19 protein-coding genes are annotated in these 22,426 nt (G+C 39.5%); 11 read left to right on the top strand and 8 right to left on the bottom strand.

All coding sequences use genetic code 11. The features are described from left to right. Positions 1-38: 38 nt before the first annotated feature. From groL to miaB, 7 genes are all read right to left on the bottom strand, one after another. Positions 39-1,667 (bottom strand): chaperonin GroEL, encoded by a 1,629-nt coding sequence (gene groL / locus KO529_RS18795; RefSeq protein WP_215949410.1) that lies wholly within the window; start codon positions 1,665-1,667, stop codon positions 39-41. Positions 1,668-1,770: 103 nt separating this feature from the next. Further along, the gene (locus KO529_RS18790) at positions 1,771-2,049 is read right to left on the bottom strand and encodes a co-chaperone GroES (RefSeq protein ID WP_072860635.1); all 279 of its coding nucleotides are present in this window, start codon (positions 2,047-2,049) and stop codon (positions 1,771-1,773) included. Positions 2,050-2,191: 142 nt separating this feature from the next. Further along, positions 2,192-2,560 carry a preprotein translocase subunit SecG gene (gene secG, locus KO529_RS18785; protein ID WP_215949409.1) on the bottom strand — a complete coding sequence of 123 codons (369 nt, stop codon included), beginning with the start codon at positions 2,558-2,560 and terminating at the stop codon, positions 2,192-2,194. 3 nt (positions 2,561-2,563) lie between these two features. Continuing rightward, complete coding sequence (locus KO529_RS18780; protein WP_215949408.1) at positions 2,564-3,493, bottom strand: hypothetical protein; 930 nt, start codon at positions 3,491-3,493, stop codon at positions 2,564-2,566. A 3-nt stretch (positions 3,494-3,496) separates the two neighbouring features. Beyond that, a complete protein-coding gene (locus tag KO529_RS18775; RefSeq protein WP_215949407.1) occupies positions 3,497-4,015 on the bottom strand; it encodes an LptE family protein in 519 nt (172 codons plus the stop codon). A 32-nt stretch (positions 4,016-4,047) separates the two neighbouring features. Then, complete coding sequence (locus KO529_RS18770; RefSeq protein ID WP_215949406.1) at positions 4,048-5,316, bottom strand: sigma-54 interaction domain-containing protein; 1,269 nt, start codon at positions 5,314-5,316, stop codon at positions 4,048-4,050. A 3-nt stretch (positions 5,317-5,319) separates the two neighbouring features. Beyond that, complete coding sequence (gene miaB / locus KO529_RS18765; RefSeq protein ID WP_215949759.1) at positions 5,320-6,765, bottom strand: tRNA (N6-isopentenyl adenosine(37)-C2)-methylthiotransferase MiaB; 1,446 nt, start codon at positions 6,763-6,765, stop codon at positions 5,320-5,322. Between the two features lie 156 nt (positions 6,766-6,921). On the opposite strand from miaB, the gene KO529_RS18760 reads away from it, so the two are divergent. The 8 genes from KO529_RS18760 (at position 6,922) to KO529_RS18725 (ending at position 18,036) form a co-directional block, all read left to right on the top strand. Continuing rightward, positions 6,922-8,169 carry an LVIVD repeat-containing protein gene (locus tag KO529_RS18760; protein WP_215949405.1) on the top strand — a complete coding sequence of 416 codons (1,248 nt, stop codon included), beginning with the start codon at positions 6,922-6,924 and terminating at the stop codon, positions 8,167-8,169. A gap of 117 nt (positions 8,170-8,286) precedes the next feature. Next, positions 8,287-10,782 carry a type I DNA topoisomerase gene (topA, locus tag KO529_RS18755; protein WP_215949404.1) on the top strand — a complete coding sequence of 832 codons (2,496 nt, stop codon included), beginning with the start codon at positions 8,287-8,289 and terminating at the stop codon, positions 10,780-10,782. 1 nt (position 10,783) lies between these two features. After that, on the top strand, positions 10,784-11,941 hold the full coding sequence (locus KO529_RS18750; RefSeq protein ID WP_215949403.1) for a formimidoylglutamase: 1,158 nt from the start codon (positions 10,784-10,786) through the stop codon (positions 11,939-11,941). Positions 11,942-12,056: 115 nt separating this feature from the next. Further along, a complete protein-coding gene (gldK, locus tag KO529_RS18745; protein WP_215949402.1) occupies positions 12,057-13,412 on the top strand; it encodes a gliding motility lipoprotein GldK in 1,356 nt (451 codons plus the stop codon). 85 nt (positions 13,413-13,497) lie between these two features. Beyond that, the gene (gene gldL / locus KO529_RS18740) at positions 13,498-14,148 is read left to right on the top strand and encodes a gliding motility protein GldL (RefSeq protein WP_215949401.1); all 651 of its coding nucleotides are present in this window, start codon (positions 13,498-13,500) and stop codon (positions 14,146-14,148) included. Positions 14,149-14,206: 58 nt separating this feature from the next. Next, positions 14,207-15,775 (top strand): gliding motility protein GldM, encoded by a 1,569-nt coding sequence (gldM, locus tag KO529_RS18735; RefSeq protein WP_215949400.1) that lies wholly within the window; start codon positions 14,207-14,209, stop codon positions 15,773-15,775. A 106-nt stretch (positions 15,776-15,881) separates the two neighbouring features. Continuing rightward, a complete protein-coding gene (gldN, locus tag KO529_RS18730; RefSeq protein ID WP_215949399.1) occupies positions 15,882-16,784 on the top strand; it encodes a gliding motility protein GldN in 903 nt (300 codons plus the stop codon). Positions 16,785-16,980: 196 nt separating this feature from the next. Further along, the gene (locus KO529_RS18725) at positions 16,981-18,036 is read left to right on the top strand and encodes an NAD(P)/FAD-dependent oxidoreductase (RefSeq protein WP_215949398.1); all 1,056 of its coding nucleotides are present in this window, start codon (positions 16,981-16,983) and stop codon (positions 18,034-18,036) included. On the opposite strand, the gene KO529_RS18720 is transcribed toward KO529_RS18725, so the two are convergent. Further along, the gene (locus tag KO529_RS18720) at positions 18,026-18,418 is read right to left on the bottom strand and encodes a DUF983 domain-containing protein (RefSeq protein WP_215949397.1); all 393 of its coding nucleotides are present in this window, start codon (positions 18,416-18,418) and stop codon (positions 18,026-18,028) included. The genes KO529_RS18725 and KO529_RS18720 overlap by 11 nt on opposite strands. Before the next feature lie 65 nt (positions 18,419-18,483). Between KO529_RS18720 and KO529_RS18715 the strand changes: the two genes are divergently transcribed. The 3 genes from KO529_RS18715 (at position 18,484) to KO529_RS18705 (ending at position 22,363) form a co-directional block, all read left to right on the top strand. Next, positions 18,484-20,400, top strand: coding sequence for an ABC-F family ATP-binding cassette domain-containing protein (locus KO529_RS18715; protein ID WP_215949396.1), 1,917 nt, complete (start codon positions 18,484-18,486; stop codon positions 20,398-20,400). A 166-nt stretch (positions 20,401-20,566) separates the two neighbouring features. Further along, the gene (locus KO529_RS18710) at positions 20,567-21,445 is read left to right on the top strand and encodes a hypothetical protein (protein WP_215949395.1); all 879 of its coding nucleotides are present in this window, start codon (positions 20,567-20,569) and stop codon (positions 21,443-21,445) included. 12 nt (positions 21,446-21,457) lie between these two features. After that, a complete protein-coding gene (locus tag KO529_RS18705) occupies positions 21,458-22,363 on the top strand; it encodes a leucine-rich repeat domain-containing protein (protein ID WP_215949394.1) in 906 nt (301 codons plus the stop codon). Positions 22,364-22,426 lie beyond the last annotated feature (63 nt).

The following is a 22,426-nucleotide window of genomic DNA, read 5'->3' as shown; positions in this document are numbered from 1 at the left end:
TCCAAATGCGGTTTTTTTATTGTTGTAAATTTTAAAACTTACATCATTCCTGGCATTCCGCCACCCATTGGTGGACCTGCAGGAGCATCTTCCTTAATATCGGTCAATGCACATTCTGTAGTTAAGATCATTCCAGCAACAGATGCCGCATTTTCCAATGCAATTCTAGTTACTTTCTTAGGGTCAATAATACCCGCTTTGATCATTTCCACATATTTTTCCGATTTGGCATCATATCCAAAATCGCCTTTGCCTTCCAAAACTTTGGCAACTACTACAGATCCTTCCCCGCCAGCATTTTCAACGATGGTTCTCAAAGGAGCTTCTATAGCTCTTGCAACGATTTGTACACCTGTTTCCTCATCGGCATTTTCAGTCTTGATTTTGGCAAGTACAGATTTTGCTCTTACCAAAGCAACACCACCACCGGCAACGATTCCTTCTTCAACTGCAGCTCTTGTAGCGTGAAGGGCATCATCTACCCTGTCTTTTTTCTCTTTCATTTCTACTTCAGAAGCAGCACCAACATAAAGAACAGCAACACCACCGGCCAATTTGGCCAAACGCTCCTGTAATTTTTCCTTGTCGTAATCCGAAGTGGTAGACTCTATTTGGGATTTGATCTGGTTAACCCTTGTCTTAATAGTTTTTGGAACACCTGAACCGTTTACAATGGTTGTATTGTCCTTGTCAATGGTAATTTTTTCACAGGTACCAAGCATATCCAAGGTGGCATTTTCCATTGTAAAGCCTCTTTCCTCGGCTATTACGGTTCCACCTGTAAGGATAGCTATATCCTCCAACATAGCTTTTCTTCTGTCCCCAAATCCTGGTGCCTTAACAGCAGCAATCTTTAAAGATCCCCTTAATTTGTTCACTACCAATGTAGCCAAAGCTTCTCCATCAACATCCTCTGCAATGATCAAAAGAGGTTTTCCGGATTGTGCTACCGGCTCCAATACAGGCAACAAATCTTTCATGGAAGAAATCTTCTTATCATATAATAATATGTAAGGATTCTCCAAATCGGCTGTCATTTTTTCAGAATCGGTAACAAAGTATGGAGAAAGGTATCCTCTGTCGAATTGCATACCTTCTACAACATCAACGTAAGTATCAGTCCCTTTGGCCTCCTCTACGGTAATTACTCCTTCTTTACCAACTTTTCCGAAAGCTTGGGCAATAAGGTCACCAATAGTTTCATCGTTATTGGAAGAAATTGCGGCTACTTGTTTGATTTTTTCAGAAGAGTCGCCTACTTTTTTGGTCTGCTTGGCCAAATCTTCAACAATAGCCTCTACTGCTTTGTCGATACCTCTTTTTAGGTCCATTGGATTGGCACCTGCAGCTACGTTCTTTAAGCCTTCTTTTACGATAGCTTGTGCAAGAACGGTCGCAGTGGTGGTACCATCACCCGCCAAATCATTGGTTTTGGAAGCAACTTCCTTTACCATTTGGGCACCCATATTTTCAAGAGGGTCCGCTAATTCAATTTCTTTGGCCACGGTAACACCATCCTTGGTAATGTTTGGAGCTCCAAACGATTTACTGATGATTACATTTCTACCTTTAGGTCCCAAAGTTACTTTTACTGCGTTAGCCAATGCATCGACACCTCTTTTTAGGCCGTCTCTTGCATCGATATCAAATTTTATATCTTTTGCCATAATTTAATTTCATTTATCATTCCAAATAAAACGGAATGAAATTAGTTATACTCTTTAGTTTGTTGTTTGGGATTTTCCCAGCGTGCAGGGAACAAGAGCAATTTTATATAATTGCTAATATGTCGCTCTCGCGCATCATAAGATATTCGGTACCTTCAAGCTTTAGCTCAGTACCGGCATACTTGCCATATAGCACCGTATCTCCAACTTTAACTGTCACTTTTTCATCTTTTGTACCAGGGCCAACGGCAACTACCTTGCCTTTTTGTGGTTTTTCCTTTGCGGTATCAGGGATGTAAAGACCAGATGCAGTCTTTGTTTCAGCAGCCATAGGTTCTATTAGAACTCTATCTGCTAATGGTTTAATGCTAACTTTAGCCATATTATTTAGATTTTATGTTTTTAAGTTTGATTTTAATAGGCAGAAATTATGCCATTGCCTAAAAACTGACACTTTGTTAAATAAAAATGCCAGCTTGTCACTTAAGCTGGCATTTTTTATATTTTAAATGTGTTTTCTCTTATTATTCAGCACTGTCAGGGGTGCTTGTGCCATTAGTGGCAGGTGCAGGGATTGGAGTTTCTGGCAAAGCATCCGGTGCAGTTGTTTCAATTGGGTCGCCGTTAAGCAATTTTGAATCGGAATCACTGAAACTGCCCTTTATTGCTACATTGGAAAGTAAAATTAAGACAACCAATATGGTTGCCAATGTCCAGGTACTCTTATCCAAAAAGTCTCCAGTTTTCTTTACGCCTCCTACAACTTGGTTGCCACTTCCGCCAAAGGATGAGGACAATCCGCCACCTTTAGGGTTTTGCACCATAATTACGAGCATCAATAGGATGCAAACTAGGATGATCAGGACCAAGAATATTGTAAATGTTGTATTCATTATTTAATTATTTTCTTGTTGTATCTTTTCTACCGCTTTAATTCGGTCTGCAAAGAAACTACTTTTTTCTGGATATTTCAAACTTAAAATTTTGTAGGCCTGAATAGCCTTTTTATACTTCTTTTGTTCCAAATATACTTTGGCCAAAGTGGCCGTCATCAATTCATTTTTATCAAAGCTCAGGGAGTCCTTGATTGCTACTTTTACGGTATTTTCTTTGGGTACAATTTTGGGGTTTGTTTCAATGAATTTGTCGATCAGATCAAATTTTTTCTTTTTTAGTTTATCCACCTTTGCAATGGGTTCTACCTTGGTTTTGGCAACTCCTTTTTTTGTGGTATTGGGTTCGGATTTTAGCTTTTTTGGCTTATGTGAGGTTAATTGAAGCCATTCCCCAAAGGAATATTTTTCTTTTTTGGTAAAATTTAAAGGTTTCCCGATTTCCAGTGTCTCTTCAGCTTTTTTTTTATTGTCCGAAATAGACTTGTCTATTTTCGGGTCTTTGGAGGAAAAAAGGGAGGGATCCAAAATATCATCTGCATCCTTTACTGTCCTTGGTAGGGGCTCGTCATCCGATTCTTCTATAAGTGCACTTTCCTTTTTAAATTCGGATACGATCTCTTCGGAAATTGTTGGCGTATCATTTAAGGTGGTGGATTTGCCCAAAATAGAATCGGCGATAGTATTTTGCAGAAAATCTATGGAGGTAATAAAATCGAAAAGAATATCCCTATCCGCGGTATAGGCGGCAGTTAATTTAAGGGCGTTGTTGTATTTAAAACTGTTGAGGTTCTTAAGGCCTTTTAGATGCATGGCCCTTGCTGCTTGGAAATAGGGGTACTCTGCCAATACATCCTCCAGTTGATTGGTCTGCACAGGGGAAACCACCTCATCAGGGTTTTGTAATAAATATGTAAAGTCCTGTACATTCATAAATTACCAATCTGCCAATGATTTATTAAATATGTCCTGGGTAATACGTTCAAATATTACCTGATGGGCCTCATCCTTAACACTCGCCAATTGGGAATTGGCCGGATAATCGTAGAAGAAGGAAAATCGTTGTTCAAAATCTACATCCTCCTTGGTGTTGTTAAAGAACCTTACGTTTACGCCAATACTCAGCCTGTTTTGCGCCGCAGTTTGTTGGGAGGTGGCCGTCATAGGTGAAATTCTGTACTCCACAATTTCACCTTCGTACAATAAATCCCCATTGGATTTAACTAGATCCAAACTGGTCTGGTTCAATATCAGATCCTGTAGGGCCAGTGTAAAATCCCTGTCCATTCCCGGTTCAAAGGTAGATCCTGGATTCTGGGAAGCGTAGTTCTGAAAATAATTGACCTGAAAGGTTTTGGCGGTTCCCACATCGCCCCCGGTAAAGTTATAGATACCACATCCAGAAATGCTTACCACTAAAACAAGCATTAAAATAATATGTTTACTCTTGATCATTAATTTCTTTTTGTATTTTTTACTGACTACTGTTAAAGGTCGTACTGTTTTATTTTCCTGTACAGGGTGCGTTCCGAGATGCCCAATTCTGCAGAAGCAGCTTTTCTTTTGCCCTTATTTCGTTCCAAGGATTTTTTTATGAGCTCTATTTCCTTGTCCTGTAAAGATAGGGTTTCTTCCTCTTCTATTTCTTCCGCAAAGTGATACTTGTCCTCTTGCGTTGTTTTAACTATTGGTTTTTCTATATAAGGCTCGGGAAGCTGCAAAATTTTGCTAGGGCTTTCCTCTTGTTCCGTATATTCCTCCTCGTCATCCCCGTAGATTTTTCGGATAAGATTTTCGTTTTCTTCCTGTACTTTCTCGCTGTCGTTGTGTTTAAGCAATTCCAGTGTTAATTTCTTTAAATCGTTCAGATCACCTTTCATATCAAAAAGGACCTTGTACAATATCTCCCTTTCCGTACTAAAGTCGCCCTCTTTTTTTTCCTTGCCTACAATGGCGGGGAGATTGGTATTTCCGGAACTGGGAAGGTAACCGTTTAAGGTGGCAAGGGAAATAAGCCTGCTTTCCTCCAAGACTGAAACCTGTTCTGCAATGTTTCTCAACTGCCTAATGTTTCCAGGCCATCTGTACTTTAAAAGCAATTGCACGGCATCGTCATCCAGGCGAATCGTGGGCATTTTATATTTCTGCCCAAAATCCGATGCAAACTTGCGAAATAGTAAGTGGATGTCCTCCTTGCGTTCACGCAATGGGGGAATGTTGATTTCTACAGTGCTTAGGCGATAATAGAGGTCCTCCCTGAATTTTTCCTTCTGTATGGCCTCGAACATATTAACATTGGTAGCGGCCACTATTCTCACATCTGTTTTTTGGACCTGGGAAGATCCTACTTTTAAAAATTCCCCATTTTCCAAAACCCTTAAAAGACGTACTTGGGTGGTTAGGGGGAGTTCTCCAACTTCATCCAAAAAAATGGTACCGCCATCGGCTACCTCAAAATATCCGCTTCTAGTGGCTGTTGCTCCTGTAAAAGCCCCTTTTTCGTGACCAAAAAGTTCACTGTCTATGGTGCCTTCGGGGATGGCTCCACAGTTGACCGCAATGTATTTGGCATGTTTTCTATGGGAAAGCGAGTGTATAATTTTTGGAATGGCCTCCTTACCAACGCCACTTTCCCCGGTAACCAATACGGAGATGTCCGTAGGTGCCACTTGAATGGCCTTTTCAATGGCACGATTAAGTTTTACATCATTGCCAATGATTTCAAAGCGTTGTTTTATTGATTGAATCGATTCCATTATTTAATTGTTATTGGATAGCCCCAACGGCCTACCTATTAAGGTGCCGGAGGTGCAATCGGTAATTTCGACATTCACAAAGTCGCCTATTTTGTAGTTTTCCTTCGGAAATACCACTACAAAACTTTGGGAGTTCCTGCCCATCCAATCCAAATCCGATTTTTTGGAGGATCCCTCGATCAGAACTTCAACTGTTTTTCCGAGCTGCTGCTTACTCCTAAAATGGCTGTGCTCCCTTTGAAGGGCAATGATTTCCGTTAGTCTTCTGTTTTTGACCTCTTGAGGTACATCATCTTTCATGTTCCTTGCTGCAGCCGTCCCGGGCCTTTCGGAATAGGCATACATATAACCATAATCATACTTGATCTCTTTCATTAAGGAAAGAGTATCCTGATGATCTTCTTCTGTTTCGGTCGGAAATCCCGTGATCATGTCCTGTGAAACGGTGCAATCTGGAATTATTTCCTTGATATTCCTTACCAGTTCAAGATACTCCTCCCTGGTGTGCAATCTGTTCATTTCCTTTAAGATCCTATCACTGCCACTTTGCACCGGTAAATGAATATAGTTACAGATGTTTGGATATTTTGCTACGACCCGAACCGCATCCAAGCTCATATCCTGCGGATTGGAAGTGGAAAAGCGGATACGTAATTTTGGTTGCGCCAAAGCTACCATCTCCAATAGGTTCGAGAAATTTACAGCGGTGGCTTTTTGCATTTCGGACGCTTTTTCGAACCCTTTTTTTAATCCGCCACCATACCAAAGGTAGCTGTCCACATTTTGTCCCAACAGGGTAATTTCCTTAAATCCTTTATGGGCTAGGTCGTTTACTTCTTCCAGTATGGATTGTGGGTCTCTGCTGCGTTCCCGTCCCCGTGTAAAGGGTACTACGCAAAAGGTGCACATATTGTCACAACCACGGGTAATGGATACAAAGGCGGTTACGCCGTTGGTGTTGAGGCGTACCGGCGATATATCCCCATAGGTCTCATCTTTGGATAGGATTACGTTTACTGCATTTCTGCCATCGTCCACCTCTTGGATAAGATTGGGCAAGTCCTTGTAGGCGTCCGGGCCAACCACCATATCCACAATTTTCTCTTCTTCCAGCAATTTGGTTTTTAGCCTTTCGGCCATACATCCAAGTACCCCCACCTTCATATGTGGCCTGTGCCGTTTTACGGCATTAAATTTTTCCAATCTCTTGCGAATGGTAAGCTCTGCCTTTTCCCGAATAGAACAGGTATTGACCAAGACCAAGTCGGCATCCTCCAACTCTTGGGTGGTACTAAAGCCTTCATTGGACAGTATGGAGGCAACAATTTCACTATCCGAAAAATTCATGGCACAGCCATAGCTTTCTATGTATAGTTTTCTGGTGCTATTTTCGTTTTCCGCAAGGGTTATGGCAGTTCCTTGTACCGATTCATCTATAATCTTCTCCATTTTATTGTGCATTCAACCTCATCTTTAAGAGTGTGCAAAGATAGTATTATATGGCTAAATATGACATATTGACAGTTAAATATTTATCAAAAATGAACGCAACTTTTTGGGTTAAGGGGCATCTCTCTAAAGGTGACCCCGTAATATTATATTGGTATGAGAAGAACAATTCTACTTTTGTTTATGCTGACTTCCCTTGGGTTTGTTTCCTGTAATGACGAGGATGACGGTAAATATGCGGAGTACGTGGTGGCCAAACCGTTAAAGATGAGTAAGGCCGATTTTAAAACGGCTATAGATGTCATAGCTCCTATTCCCTTGGATGAATCCGGTAAAATTTATGTTTATGATGATTATATATTTGTAAATGAGAAATATAAAGGGGTTCATGTCATTGATAATTCCGACCCCAGAGCTCCCAAAAAAATAGCCTTTATTAAAATACCGGGCAACGTAGATGTTTCTGTAAAGGGCAATTACCTATATGCCGATAGTATTACGGATTTGATCGTAATGGATATATCGGACATCAATAATATTAAAATGGTCAACCGCTTGGAAAATGTTCTGAGGGACAACGTGATTTTTCCTTTTGAGGTAGATATTTATGAGTGGCAGGATATAGATTATGACAATGATATTGTGATTGGATGGGAAACCGTAAAGGAGAGAAGGTTGATAGAAGAAGTGCAGATAGATTTTTCACGTGAGTTTGATGTAATGCTGTCCAATGCCGCCCAAAATTCCGCCCCAACAGGTCAGGGAGGGTCCTTGGCACGCTTTAAGATCGTAAATGACTATTTATATGCCGTGGACAGTCATAATATTAATGTATTCAACATTGAAGATCTGGAAAACCCCAAGGATCTGGATGACGTCTATGCCGGTTTTGATATTGAAACCATTTTTAACAGGGGAGATCAATTGTTTTTAGGCAGTATGCGCGGTATGTATATCTATGACATCTCATCTCCGGCCACGCCTAGCTTGATTTCCGAATTTGAACACGGTACGGCCTGTGATCCTGTGGTAGTTGATGGTGATTATGCCTATGTAACCTTAAGGGGCGGTAATATGTGCGGTGCTACGGAGAGTGGCCTCTTTATCGTAGATATTTCGGATATCACCAACCCTCAATTGGTAAAGACCTATCCCATGGACGGTCCTTATGGCCTGGGAGTAAAGGATGAAAAACTATTTGTGTGCGATGGGGCTTCAGGACTTAAAGTTTATGATAAGACCAATGTTCAGAATTTGGTACAACTTAACCATTTTAAGGATATAGATACCTTTGATGTTATTCCCATGGAGGATAATTTATTGATGATCGGGGAAGAAGTTCTTTATCAATATGAATATCTGGGGAATAAAATCAAGCTTATCAGCACATTTAAACTTAATTAATTCTTTCGAAATACATTAAAACACCCCTTAAAATAGGGGTGTTTTTTTATGGTGGCACAAATGAAAATCCATTAAATAAAAAAATTGATATACTTTTGTGTCACCAAAAACTAGTTAATGGCAAAGAATTTAGTAATCGTAGAGTCTCCGGCTAAAGCAAAAACAATTGAAAAATTTTTAGGAAAGGATTATAAGGTAGAGTCCAGTTTTGGACATATTGCCGATTTGCCTTCCAAAGAATTGGGAGTGGATGTGGATAATAATTTTGCTCCTAAATATATTGTTGACAAGGATAAAAAGGCCCTTGTTAAAAAGCTTAAGGATTTGGCGGACAAAGCGGATACCATATGGCTGGCCAGTGATGAGGACCGTGAAGGGGAGGCAATTTCCTGGCACTTGGCAGAGGAGTTGAAATTGGACAAGGATAAAACGAAGCGGATAGTTTTTAACTCCATTACCAAATCGGCCATTCAGAAGGCCATTGAAAATCCCAGGGAAATTAATTACGATTTGGTGAACGCCCAACAGGCAAGGCGGGTTCTGGATAGATTGGTGGGATACGAACTTTCTCCGGTCTTGTGGAAAAAAATTAAGCCGGGATTATCTGCAGGTAGGGTTCAATCCGTTGCGGTGAGATTAATTGTAGAAAGGGAACGGGAAATAGAAGCTTTTAATCCTGAAGCAGCTTTTAGGATATCGGCCGAGTTTAAAACTAACGAGGGAAGTATTTTTACGGCCAAGTTAAATAAGACCTATGCCAGCCAGAAAGAGGCGGAAGCTTTCCTAAAGGAAAATATTGGAGCAAATTTTTCGGTTGCCAATCTGGATAAGAAACCGGCCAAAAAATCGCCCGCAGCACCATTTACAACTTCTACACTGCAGCAGGAAGCTTCAAGGAAATTATATTTTTCGGTATCAAGGACAATGCAGGTGGCACAGCGCCTGTACGAGGCAGGGTTAATAACCTATATGAGAACGGATAGCGTTAACCTATCCCAGGATGCTATAGATGCCGCAAAGGATGCCATTATAAGTAATTATGGTAAGGAATACAGTAAGGTCAGGAATTTTACAGGGAAATCCAAAGGAGCCCAGGAGGCTCATGAGGCTATCCGCCCTACGGAGATGACCAATCAGTCCCCTTCTTTGGAAAGGGATCAGTCCAAATTATACGAGCTTATATGGAAGCGTACCTTGGCCTCACAAATGAGTGATGCAGAATTGGAGCGTACCAATGTTAAAATAAAGGCCAATACCCATAAGGAAGAATTTTCTGCCAACGGAGAGGTAATTAAATTCGATGGGTTCCTGAAGGTCTATTTGGAAGGTACCGATGAGGAGGATATAAGTGAAGAGCAGGAAGGAATGCTTCCGGCAATGAAAGAAGGTGAAAAACTCCTTAATAATTATATAACAGCAACAGAGCGTTTTTCCAGGGCACCCTATAGATTTACAGAAGCTTCTTTGGTTAAAAAACTGGAAGAGCTTGGAATAGGAAGACCTTCTACCTATGCGCCTACAATTTCCACTATTCAAAATAGGGGCTATGTAGAAAAGGGAACCATAGAGGGCACGGAAAGAAATTATGTACAGCTGCTGCTGAAATCCGATAAGCTTACTACTAAAGATCTAAAGGAAAATGTAGGTTCCGACAAAGGGAAAATGGTGCCTACGGATATAGGAATAATAGTAACCGACTTTTTGGTAGGACATTTCGAAACAATTTTGGATTATCATTTCACCGCCAAAGTGGAAGAGGATTTTGATGAGATTGCTTCAGGTAATGAGGATTGGCAAAAAGTATTGAAGAATTTTTATGGGGATTTTCATCCCAAGGTCTTGGATGTTGAGGAAAATGCGGATAGGGCAAGTGGTGAACGCGTTTTGGGTACTGACCCAAAAACTGGAAGACAGGTTTCGGTTAGATTGGGCCGTTTTGGGCCTATGGTGCAGGTAGGTACCGTAGATGACGAGGAAAAACCATTGTTTGCCAGTCTTTTGCCAGACCAGTCCTTAAATACCATCAGCTACGAAGAAGCTATGGACTTGTTTAAATTGCCAAGAAAGCTCGGGGTTTATGAAGGGGAAGATGTAGAGGCCAATGTAGGTCGCTTTGGTCCTTATATAAGGTTTGGTAAAAAGTTTGTTTCACTGGGCAAGGATGAAAATGCTATGGAGATAGACATGGATAGGGCCGTAGAACTTATCAAAGAAAAACAAAAAGCCGATGCCCCTATTGCAATTTATGAGGATAAGGACGTTACCAAAGGGGTAGGAAGATTTGGTCCATTTATTAAATGGGACGGAATGTTTATTAATGTTAGTAAGAAATATGATTTTGATAGTCTTTCAAAACAGGATATTGAAGAGATTATAGAGGCCAAAAAACAAAAAGAGATCGATAAATTGATCCAAGAATGGCCAGAAGAAGGTATCCGAATTGAAAAAGCGAGATGGGGAAGACATACCATTATTAAGGGTAAGATTAAGGTGGAAGTTTCCAAAGATGTGGATGCTACCAAGATTTCCCTTAAGGATGCGCAGGAATTAATTGAGAAAAAGACACCTAAGAAAAAAACAAAAGCAAAAGCAAAACCTAAGGCTAAAAAATAATATGGCATTCGATTTTTTAGTACCCGTAAGTGACAGGGTATTGGCCCACTGCGAATTACTTCCGGCCCAAGCATTGGGGAAACACATTTACATGCACACTGCGCGGCATGGTCTGCCCGTGCTGGCAAATGTAAGTGTAGCTATACTAGGGGTCAATGAATCCAGAAATGCTTTTGAGAAAAAACCGGAGCGCCTGGATATTTCCGAAATTAGACTTCAGTTGTATAATTTGATGATGGGGAACTGGAATTCCTCCATCATAGATTTGGGCGATATAGAGGAAGGTGATACCGTAGAGGATACCTATTTCGTGGTCAAGGAAATTGTTGCCGGGCTGCTGGAAGAAAATATTATTCCCATTGTCATTGGCGCAACCCAAGATCTGACCTACCCTACATATAGGGCTTTTGACGGTCTTAAGAATATGGTTAATCTAGTGTCCATAGACAGTAGGTTCGACTTTGGGATGGACGAAGAGCTTATTTCTTCCCATTCCTATATGAGTAAAATAATTACCGACAAGCCCAACAATCTTTTTAACTTCTCGAATATTGGTTATCAAAGTTATTTTAATTCCCAGGAAGAAATGGACCTTATGGAGCGTCTTTTTTTTGATTCCTATAGGTTGGGGGAATTAATTTCCAATATAACCCTGGCGGAGCCCGTGCTTAGAAATGCCCATGTGGTAAGTTTGGATGCGCGTGCTATACGTGCTGCAGATATGGGGTATTCCAGAAACTTTTCTCCCAACGGTTTTAACGGAAGGGAAATTTGTGCCATTTCAAGATATGCCGGAATTAGCGACAACGTATCCGTTTTTGGGATTTACGAATGCGAAAATAGCAATCAATCCTTTCAACTTGTTGCCCAAATAATATGGTATTTTATAGAGGGCCTAAACTTTAGGATTCAAGAGTCCCCCAATAGTAATAGTAACGACTTCACCAAGTATACCGTACCTACCGAGGACGAATCCCTCGTCTTTTATAAAAGCCATCTCAGCGAAAGATGGTGGGTAGAGGTACCTTCAATTTTAACTTCACATACTAAAACAAATTCACCCGCGTTATTACCATGCACTGAATTGGATTATCTGGATGCATGTAATCAAAATATTCCTGAGCGGTGGTTTAAAGCCTACAAAAAAGGGTTTAATTGAAATAATAAATTAGGGTATAAAAACAATATTTATACAATAAATTATTTAAAAATAAGTTTTAGAGAATAATACTTGTGTTTGCATTTATAATCATAATCGAAATTTAACCTAACGTATGAAGAAGCTATTGTTGTCATCTATAGCATTTGTTTTTTTACTCTCAAGTTGTGGGTCCAAAACAAAAGGAGAGCTGGTCGGAGCTCAAGGAAAAAAGTGGTATCCTGAAAAACCCTATGGTATGGAATTGATTCCAAGAGGAGCATTCATCATGGGTAAGAGTGAGGAAGATCAGGCTAAGGTACTAAACGCCCCGACAAAGACTGTAACTGTTCGATCTTTCTACATGGATGATACGGAAATCACGAATAGTGAATATCGTCAATTTGTAGAATGGGTAAAAGACTCCATTGCAAGAACCCGTTTGGCTATCTTGGCCGATGAGTTGGGATTGGGACCAGAAGATGGAGGTATAGGGGACTACGCCTTCAAGGATGCCGATACCACAAAATTGTCTGCCTACGATAAGTACATGCTGAACAATTATGCCGGTATGGGAGAAACAGGCTACGAAGGCAGGGCATTGGATAGAAAACAAAACCTAACCTGGGATACATCCAAATATCCGGATGAGTATTATGCCGAGGTAATGGACTCCCTGTATATTTCCCAGGAGGAATCCTATAATGGCCAACGCCATATAGATGTTACCAAATTGAAATACAAATACACCTGGATGGATATAGAAGCAGCAGCTCGTGCCAAAAAGGGAAGTAGAAAGGATTTTATAAAACAAGAGGAATTGGAAATATATCCCGATACTACGGTATGGATAAAAGATTTCTCCTACTCCTATAATGAGCCAATGCACAACGATTACTTCTGGCATGACGCCTATAGTGATTATCCAGTAGTGGGTGTTTCTTGGCAACAGGCCCAGGCTTTTTGTAACTGGAGAACTAAATTTAAGAACGACGATCAAAAAAGTAGGGGCAAGCAATTTGTCAACCGCTTTAGACTACCGACCGAAGCGGAATGGGAATATGCTGCAAGAGGAGGTATAGAAGGAGGAACATACCCATGGGGTGGACCTTATGTGATCAGTGATACTGGTTGTTTTATGGCCAACTTTAAGCCACAACGAGGAGATTATGCAGCGGATCAAGCCCTGTATACGGTAGAGGCAAAAGCTTACGAGCCCAATGATTATAACCTTTATAATATGGCAGGTAATGTTTCCGAATGGACCAACAGTAGTTATGACCCAAATTCCTATGAATATGTGTCCACTATGAACCCAAATGCGGAATCTACACAAAATGCAAGAAAAGTTATAAGAGGTGGATCTTGGAAAGATGTTGCTTATTTCCTACAGGTAAGCACCAGGGATTACGAATACCAGGATTCGGCACGTAGTTATATCGGTTTTAGAACCGTACAGGATTACATGGGAGAGGAAGACTCTACCAATTAGAATATAAAATAAAGAAGACCTTTATATTGAATCAAACGTTAAACCAAATACTTATTATTAACATTACTTAATTAAATTTAAAATTATGGCACAGTCAAAATCAACTAAGAAATTATTTAACATGGCCTACGGCCTTGGTGCATCTGTAGTAATTATAGGAGCATTATTTAAGATCCTTCACTGGCAATTTGGCCCACTTACGGGAGGATTATTATTGGCAATCGGACTTATTACCGAAGCATTAATTTTTGCCATCAGTGCATTTGAGCCAGTAGATGACGAATACGATTGGTCATTGGTATACCCGGAATTAAACGGAGGTGCTGCCTCAGGGAAATCAAATTCCAATGCTGAAATGAAGGAGGCTGAAGCTTCTTTATCCAAAAAATTGGATGATTTGTTAAAAGAAGCCGGTGTAGATGCCAACCTTATGGAAAGTCTTGGATCTAGCATTAGAAACTTTGAAGGTGCTGCCAAAGGTATAGCCCCTACTGTTGATGCTATGGAATCTACTAAAAAGTATTCTGATGAAATGGTACAAGCTGCCGCTCAAATGGAATCTTTGAACAGTCTTTACAAAGTACAATTGGAAAGCGCAAGCAGACAAGCATCTATCAACGAGGAAGTGGTGCAGAATTCAAGTGCCCTTAAAGAGCAAATGGAATCTTTGGCAACCAACCTTTCTTCTTTGAACGGAGTTTACGGTGGTATGTTATCTGCAATGAATAGAAACTAATTAGTTACAATTCAATAACCAAACCCAAATCAATTAATAATTAAAACTAATTAGAAAAATGGCAGGAGGAAAAGCAACACCACGTCAGAAGATGATCAACCTAATGTACTTGATCTTCATCGCGATGTTGGCCCTAAATATGGGAAAAGAAGTTCTATCGGCTTTCGGTCTTATGAACGAAAAGTTAGAAGCTTCTAACATAAAAACCACGGAAAACAATACTGCTTTCCTAAGTGGTCTTGAAACCAAAGCATCTGAAAATGCTGAGAAATTTGGCCCTCTTTTGGAGGACGCCAAGAAAATAAAGGAATTGTCCGCAGAGTATTACCTATACTTGGAAAACTTGAAAAAGGAGATGATGGCCGATGTTGAGGATCCAAAAGATTATCAAGTAATGGACAAGACCGATTATTTAGATCAACGTTTTTTTCAAGGAGACCAACTTGGAGCAGATGGTAAAGAGTTCTTGGATCGCTTGGTGAACTATCGTTCCCAGATTGCTGCAGTAATGCCTAAAGAATTGGAGTCTGTAAAGTCTTCCGTAAATTCTAGGTTCGAAACTGGAGATGAGAACGGTAAGGTTACAAAAAGGGATGGTTCCAAGCAAGATTGGTTGAACTATAACTTTGAAGGTTATCCTTTGGTTGCATCATTGACCAAGATCACTTCTCTTCAGGCAGATATTAAAGCCACAGAAGAAGATGCCCTAAAAGCAATGCTTCAAGGACAATTGAGCAGTGAGGTTTCCATGACCAATTATACCACTTTGTTGGAGCAAGAAAAATCTGCCTTTTATGCAGGTGAAAAATTTGCAGGAAATATTGTATTGGGTCGTAAAGATGCCACTACAAAACCTAATGAAGTTAACTTGACCCTAGATGGTAGAAAGTTAAATGAAGGTTCCGATTATGTAATCGAGGACGGTAAGGTAAGGTTAACCGTAAGTGCTGGAAGTGCTGGTGATCATAAGATTGAAGGTAACTTGGTGTTTATGCAGGATGGAGAGCGTACAGAAGTGCCAGTATCCTCTACATTTGCCACTATTACCAAACCAAATGCCGCTGTAATTTCAGCTGATAAGATGAATGTTGTTTATCGTGGTGTTTCAAACCCTATAACCATATCCATACCTGGTATACCTGATAACAACGTAACTGCATCTGCTCCAGGACTTAGTAAGCAGAGTGGAAGTAAATACGCTATGAATCCTGGTACAGGAAGAACCGTTTCTATAACTGCTTCAGGTAAATTACCTGATGGACAAATGATTAAAACTTCATCTGAGTTTAGGATTAAGGATATTCCAAGACCTTCAGGATCCGTAAGAGGAGAATCCGGAAGCGCTAAAATGGGTAAAAACAACCTAGAGATCTCTACTATTGGAGCTTTATTGGAAGACTTTGATTTTGATCTTAACCTTGCGGTTAGTGGATTCAAATTTAAAGTTCCAGGACAGCCAACTGTAGATGTAAACGGTAACAAATTGGATGCTAGAGCCAAGTCTGCCCTTAAAAGAGCAAGCCGTGGCGATGCCGTTCAGATATTCGATATCGAGGCTTACATTACAAATAACAAAGGCTATAAGCTTAAAAAGGTATCTCCTGTTGTTGTGGAGATAACAAACTAGTAAAAATGTTGTGAAATGGCCATGGCAAATGAAGAATGTTTACCATGGCTAATTCACCAGTCAAACTTTGGTAGGACTGAAGATTAAAAACAATAAATTTAAACAGATGAATTGGAAAAATGTTTTATTAATTGGAGTAGTGGTCCTGTTACCATTGTCTATTTCCGCCCAGGCAAATATTCTAAATGCCAAATTACCGGAAGAGATAGGGAAGAAGACAGAAGCGCAAATTGCTAAGGATAACGACGCTCCTTTACCTTACGCCTATGTGGACGACAGGGATATTCTCTGGTCCAAAACCGTTTGGGAGGTAATCGACTTGGACGAGCGTGTAAACTTTCCACTGTATTATCCTTTGGACACCATTGATATAGGTCCGGACAGAAGGTCCTTGTACGATGTGTTGATCAAAAATATCAAAAACGGAAAATTGCAAGATGTTTATGTAGATTCCTATTTTACAGAAAAAAGAAAGTTCAGCGATTTGGCTGCAACTTTGCAAAAAGTGGATACTACAGACTACGGTTACGAGCAGTATAATGCGGGAGAGCCTATTTCTCCTGAATATATCAATCGTAGGAACCTTACTGCTGCCGATTTGGAAGAGTACCTTATTAAAGGAATCTGGTATTTCGACAAAAGATTGGGTGAATTAAAATACCGATTGTTGGGTATTGCACCTGTAGCTCCGGATGTTAACTTTATAGATGATGAGTCTATGGATTTGGCCGAGGCAAAAGTTCCATTGTTCTGGGTATGGTATCCTAGTGCAAGACAAATATTACATGAGGCCAAAGTGTTTAACCAACGGAATTCCGCGCAGCCTATTTCTTTTGATATGTTGCTGAATGCAAGAAGATTCAATGCAACGATCTATAAAGAAGATAACGTGCATGGAGACCGTGAGGTTAAGGACTATATTGCTGATAATGCCTTGTTCCAATTATTGGAATCCAAACGAATTAAGGAGGTTATCCGAGATAGGGAACAAGATATGTGGGCCTACTAGCCTTAATAATATTCCAATTCACATATAAAGCTAAGCGCCACATCCTAAGATGTGGCGCTTCTTTTTTGTTTTGTTTTGTTTTGTTTTGAGGAGGATTTTGAATTTTTGACTAGATATTAAAATGTGCTTTTTTTGCGGATTATGATTATTATTTCAATTTGATGAAGATTTGGATTTCCTTCTCTACTTTTGCAAAATGGTAGATTATCTAATTGTGGGTCTGGGTTTGGCCGGTATTTCCTTTTGTGAAGTATTGGAGAAAAATAAAAAATCGTTTAAAGTTATCAGTGATGATTCCCAAACTTCTTCCGTGGTAGCAGGGGGGCTATATAATCCGGTTACCCTTAAACGTTTTACATTAGCCTGGAATGCCAAAGAACAGTTAGATCTGGCCATACCTTTCTATTCAGAATTGGAAAAGAAATTAGAGATCCAATTGGATTACAAGATTCCGATCCTAAGGCGTTTTGCCAGTATAAATGAACAGAACCTTTGGTTTGAGGCTTCGGACAAACCTAATTTAGGCCATTTTGTGGCCCCAAAAATACTTTCCAACCATAATCCCAACATTGAAGCGCCATATGGCTATGGGGAAGTATTGCATACTGGTAGGATAGATACTGCTGTTTTATTAAGGCACTACGGGCAGTATCTGGGGAATAAAAATTTATTGCTTAGGGAAACCTTTGATTTTGAAGCCCTAGAGTTACAAGGTGGATCTGTGGAATACCGTGGTTCAAAGGCTAAGAACATAGTTTTTGCAACAGGGTTTGGGATAAAAAATAATCCATATTTCAATTATTTGCCGCTCAATGGTACCAAAGGTGAATTGTTGACCATTAAGGCACCGGCTTTAAAAGAGGAGCGGGTTATAAAATCCTCTGTTTTCATTATTCCCTTGGGCAAGGATCTGTATAGGGTAGGAGCTACTTATAAATGGAAAGATAAAAGCAATACTCCCACTGAAGAATGCAAACAGGAGCTTTTGCAAAAGTTGGACACCTTCCTAAAATGTCCATATGAAGTTGTTGACCATGTAGCTGGAATAAGGCCAACGGTAAGTGATAGGAAACCTCTTGTAGGCAGGCATCCGGAACATGAAAACATGTATTTGCTCAATGGTTTAGGTTCCCGTGGGGTCATGATTGCACCAATGGCGTCCAGGCATCTCTATGCTCTAATTGAAAATAAAGAGGCTATGGTGCCCGAAATGGACCTATCCCGTTTTACCAAGAAGCATTTTAGGAACTGACCTTGGTGTTGGCCTTTGGGTCGTATTTTATAAAAAAATTGATCCATATGTTTCTTGAAACCCTAATAATAAAAGGCATAAATACGATCATTGTAACAATGATGGCAATAAAGGTGTTTATCAAGGTGGCGTTGAAAAATAAAAAGGAAATCACGAAAGCCGCTACGGCAAAGGCAACACCTACACCATAACTAACATACATGGCCCCGTAGAAAAAAGAGGGTTCTATTTTATATTTGGTACCACAATGCGAGCAACGCTCGTTCATTTTGAAGATATTGCCCAAATGGTATGGGTTTTTGTCCTGATACATACTCTCTTCATGACATTTAGGACAAGTTCCTGTTAAAATGCTGTAGAGTTTGTTTCCTTTTTTTAACATTTGCAAAAAGTTTCTACAAAATTACATTTTTGTAGCATTAATCAGTGTAACATTAGTCACCAAATATGCTTAATATCCACAATCTCTCCGTTTCTTTTGGAGGAGAATATCTGTTTGAAGAAATATCTTTCCGTTTAAATTCCGGGGATCGAGTTGGTCTAATAGGAAAAAATGGGGCGGGTAAATCTACGCTTTTGAAAATTTTATCCAAGGATATGCCCATAGATTCTGGAACTATAGCCTCTGATAAAGATATTAAAATGGGATTCTTACGGCAGGATATCGATTTTGATCTTGGAAGGACGGTTCAGGAAGAGGCCCATCAGGCCTTTGAGGAGATAAAGGCTTTGGAGCTTAGGTTGGACGAAATTAACCATCAGCTGGCCGAACGTACGGACTATGAAAGTGAGGCCTATAATCAGTTAATTATAGACTTGAACGATGTAACCCACCACTATGAGATATTGGGAGGTTACAATTATCAGGGCGAAACGGAAAAGGTATTGTTGGGCCTTGGTTTCAAACGTGAAGATTTTGATCGTAAAACGGAAACCTTTTCCGGAGGTTGGCGCATGCGGATAGAATTGGCCAAGCTTTTATTACAGAGTAATGACGTGCTTTTATTGGATGAGCCAACAAACCACTTGGATATAGAATCAATAATTTGGTTGGAGAATTTCCTGAAGAATTATGCGGGGGGTGTAATGATAGTCTCTCACGATAAGATGTTTTTGGATAATGTTACCAATAGGACCATTGAAATTTCCTTGGGAAGAATATATGATTACAATAAGCCCTATTCCAAATACTTGGTTCTGCGGAACGAAATAAAGCAACAGCAATTAAATGCCCAGAAGAATCAAGAGAAGGAAATACAGCAGGCAGAAAGATTGATTGAAAAGTTCAGGGCCAAATCCACAAAGGCTTCCATGGCGCAGTCATTGATCAAGAAGCTCGATAAAATGGAGCGGATAGAGGTTGATGAGGATGACAATAGTGTAATGAACTTGAGATTTCAAATTTCCGTTACCCCTGGTAAAGTTGTAACGGAAATAGAAGGCTTGTCCAAGAGCTATGGGGATAACCATGTATTAAAGAAAATAGACCTGTTGATAGAGCGTGACTCCAAGACCGCCTTTGTTGGACAAAATGGCCAAGGGAAATCCACTCTGGCAAAAATAATGGTGGGAGATTTGGACCATAAGGGGTATCTAAAATTAGGGCATAATGTTCAAATTGGCTATTTCGCACAAAATCAGGCAGAATATTTGGATGGGGAAAAGACTATTTTGGATACCATGATAGATGCGGCAAATGAAAAGAACAGAAGTAAAGTAAGGGATATATTGGGGTCTTTTTTATTTAGGGGCGATGAGGTGGAGAAATATGTAAAAGTACTATCTGGAGGTGAGCGGAACAGATTGGCCCTGGCAAAAATGCTACTACAGCCTTTTAATGTGTTGGTTATGGATGAGCCGACAAACCATTTGGACATTAAATCCAAGAATGTCCTAAAGCAGGCCCTTCAGAATTTTGATGGAACCTTGATATTAGTGAGTCACGATCGGGATTTTTTACAGGGACTTACCAACAAGGTTTATGAATTTAAAGATGGTAGTATTAAGGAATATCTTGGGGATATCGATTTCTATTTGGAACAGAGAAAAGTTGAGGATTTCCGGGCAATAGAAAAGAAACAAACAGTAGTCCAAAAGAAAGAAAAATCCCAGGAGAAACACATCGATTTCGAAGATCAAAAAAAGATAAAATCCCTAAAAAATAGGTTAAGTTCAACGGAAAGTGATATTGCCCGTTTAGAAAAGGAGATAGCGGGAATTGATCATGACCTACTCATGAATTACGACGCAACAATTGCAAAGGCCAATTTTTTCGACACTTATCAGAAGAAAAAAAAGAACCTGGAAAACCTAATGAAAACGTGGGAAAATATCACTTTGGAACTTGAAGAATTCTCTTTGTAGGAAAAAAAACTAGGAGGACAAATTTCTTTCACCACAACTTTTTGCACTTTCACAACAAATATGGGCCTTTCGGGCTTATTTCATCGAATATTTTTGCTGTTTAACGAACAATAATCTTATTTTGTAGGACAATTCTTATTCGTTATTTAGGATAAAAGTGAAATATATGAAAAAAAGCATACTTATGCTATTTGTGGTTTTAATTGGGCAATTTTTGTCAGGGCAGGTTACCGATCTGGAAAAAAATGTACTTATAGACCTCTATAACAGTGCAAAGGGTGATACCTGGACTAAAAGTTGGGATCTAAATGCCCCGGTTTCTACCTGGGAGGGTGTAACCCTGGAGAACAATAAGGTGGTTTCCATTAATTTAATGAATAACAACCTTAGGGGGAGCATACCAAATTCAATAGGGGACCTAAAGAATTTAAAAGTATTGAACCTTGCCTTGAATAATATTGGTGGGAGTATCCCAGAAAGTATAACGGAATTAAAAAAATTGGTTGTACTAAGGTTGGGTAAAAATAAGATAACAGGGATGATTCCTAAAAATATTGGAAGCCTTGAAAGGCTTCTTGTGTTGGATCTATTTTATAACCACCTTTCTGGAGAATTGCCTCTAAGCATGGGTGAGATCAAAAGTTTAAGGGTAATCTTACTTTCCCATAACGGATTAAGTGGTTCTATTCCTTTAACCTTTGGAAATTTAAAAGATTTAGAGCGTTTGGAGTTGGGCGATAATAATTTTAGTGGGGTAGTGCCGGATAGTCTGGAAAACCTGACCAAGCTTAAAATGCTTGTTTTGGCGGAAAACCGATTCAGGGGAGAATTTCCGGAGGATATCTTGAGCCTTCCTAATCTAAAATTGGTACAACTTCAAAATAATAGATTTGGCGAAAATGATTTCAGTAACGATGCTGGTAAAAATAAGTTTGCCCTTTTTGATTTTGATGGAAGTAATCACAGAAACTTTGATCTTAATAAAATAAATAGTGATAAGGACGTTAGAACGGCCGATACCAGATTTGAAGATAGTTTTAATTAAAAGAATATGTATATGATACAACAAAAATTACATAGAGCTTACGTTTTTGGGGTGATTGTATTTTGTTTGGTATTTACCACGGCGGTGAATGCCATGGTTCCAAAGAGCGAAAAAAACGTACTATTGGAACTTTACAAAAGTACCCAAGGCCAAAAATGGAATACTACATGGGATGTTAATGCCCCTGTTGATACTTGGTTTGGGGTTACGGTCCAAAACGGGCATGTGGTGGAAATAAACCTTTTTAGGAATAACCTTGTAGGTAGCCTACCGGAAAGTATAGGGGATTTGAAACACTTGGTGAATCTAAACCTTGCTTTCAATGTCATAAGTGGGGAAATTCCGAAAAGTATGGCCCAGTTAAGTAAATTGGAGGTGTTGAAACTGGAGATGAATAGGTTGGAAGGCGAAATACCTTCAGAAATAGGGGATATGAAATCGTTGGTAAAACTTTCTGCTTTTAATAACTTCCTAAGTGGAAGAATACCCGAAAGTCTTGGGAACATTCAAACCCTAAAAGAACTTAATTTATCCAGCAATAATCTTACGGGGCGTATACCAAATTCATTGGGAGAGCTTTCTAAATTAGAGAGTTTGGGACTTTTTGAAAATAAATTGTTCGGTTCTATTCCTGGAGAATTGGGGAAATTGGGTGAATTAAAGGAGTTGGTGCTGGCGAACAATGAACTTGGTGGGGAAATTCCCAAGGAGTTTGGACAATTGTCAAGCCTAAAAGTCCTTCAAATTCAGAATAACAATATTTTCTCTTTTGATAATATGGAAAGCATGAATTCTGGTCAATTCCTTGTCTTTGATTATGATAAGGTAGAAGTAGAAAAAGAAAATAAGTATAAGGATTTTGATGTCATTAAAACAAGAATGGCAGATACGAAGTTTGAGGATGAAATGGAGGAATAGTAATTACTTAAAAATAAAGTGGTTTGGTTAGAAGGAATACAATTTGTATTCCTTTTTTTTTGA

The organism is Arenibacter algicola, from assembly GCF_018860365.1.
Taxonomy (GTDB): Bacteria; Bacteroidota; Bacteroidia; order Flavobacteriales; family Flavobacteriaceae; genus Arenibacter; species Arenibacter algicola_B.
The sequence above is the reverse complement of the archived record's forward strand: the minus strand, read 5'-3'. Positions and strand labels throughout refer to the sequence as shown.

Excerpts from the sequence above, each read along its gene's own strand:
- groL (WP_215949410.1), bottom strand. The coding sequence starts at position 1,667 with ATGGCAAAAGATATAAAATTTGATATCGATGCAAGAGACGGCCTAAAA.
- KO529_RS18790 (WP_072860635.1), bottom strand. The coding sequence starts at position 2,049 with ATGGCTAAAGTTAGCATTAAACCATTAGCAGATAGAGTTCTAATAGAA.
- secG (WP_215949409.1), bottom strand. The coding sequence starts at position 2,560 with ATGAATACAACATTTACAATATTCTTGGTCCTGATCATCCTAGTTTGC.
- KO529_RS18780 (WP_215949408.1), bottom strand. The coding sequence starts at position 3,493 with ATGAATGTACAGGACTTTACATATTTATTACAAAACCCTGATGAGGTG.
- KO529_RS18775 (WP_215949407.1), bottom strand. The coding sequence starts at position 4,015 with ATGATCAAGAGTAAACATATTATTTTAATGCTTGTTTTAGTGGTAAGC.
- KO529_RS18770 (WP_215949406.1), bottom strand. The coding sequence starts at position 5,316 with ATGGAATCGATTCAATCAATAAAACAACGCTTTGAAATCATTGGCAAT.
- miaB (WP_215949759.1), bottom strand. The coding sequence starts at position 6,765 with ATGGAGAAGATTATAGATGAATCGGTACAAGGAACTGCCATAACCCTT.
- KO529_RS18760 (WP_215949405.1), top strand. The coding sequence starts at position 6,922 with ATGAGAAGAACAATTCTACTTTTGTTTATGCTGACTTCCCTTGGGTTT.
- topA (WP_215949404.1), top strand. The coding sequence starts at position 8,287 with ATGGCAAAGAATTTAGTAATCGTAGAGTCTCCGGCTAAAGCAAAAACA.
- KO529_RS18750 (WP_215949403.1), top strand. The coding sequence starts at position 10,784 with ATGGCATTCGATTTTTTAGTACCCGTAAGTGACAGGGTATTGGCCCAC.
- gldK (WP_215949402.1), top strand. The coding sequence starts at position 12,057 with ATGAAGAAGCTATTGTTGTCATCTATAGCATTTGTTTTTTTACTCTCA.
- gldL (WP_215949401.1), top strand. The coding sequence starts at position 13,498 with ATGGCACAGTCAAAATCAACTAAGAAATTATTTAACATGGCCTACGGC.
- gldM (WP_215949400.1), top strand. The coding sequence starts at position 14,207 with ATGGCAGGAGGAAAAGCAACACCACGTCAGAAGATGATCAACCTAATG.
- gldN (WP_215949399.1), top strand. The coding sequence starts at position 15,882 with ATGAATTGGAAAAATGTTTTATTAATTGGAGTAGTGGTCCTGTTACCA.
- KO529_RS18725 (WP_215949398.1), top strand. The coding sequence starts at position 16,981 with ATGGTAGATTATCTAATTGTGGGTCTGGGTTTGGCCGGTATTTCCTTT.
- KO529_RS18720 (WP_215949397.1), bottom strand. The coding sequence starts at position 18,418 with ATGTTAAAAAAAGGAAACAAACTCTACAGCATTTTAACAGGAACTTGT.
- KO529_RS18715 (WP_215949396.1), top strand. The coding sequence starts at position 18,484 with ATGCTTAATATCCACAATCTCTCCGTTTCTTTTGGAGGAGAATATCTG.
- KO529_RS18710 (WP_215949395.1), top strand. The coding sequence starts at position 20,567 with ATGAAAAAAAGCATACTTATGCTATTTGTGGTTTTAATTGGGCAATTT.
- KO529_RS18705 (WP_215949394.1), top strand. The coding sequence starts at position 21,458 with ATGATACAACAAAAATTACATAGAGCTTACGTTTTTGGGGTGATTGTA.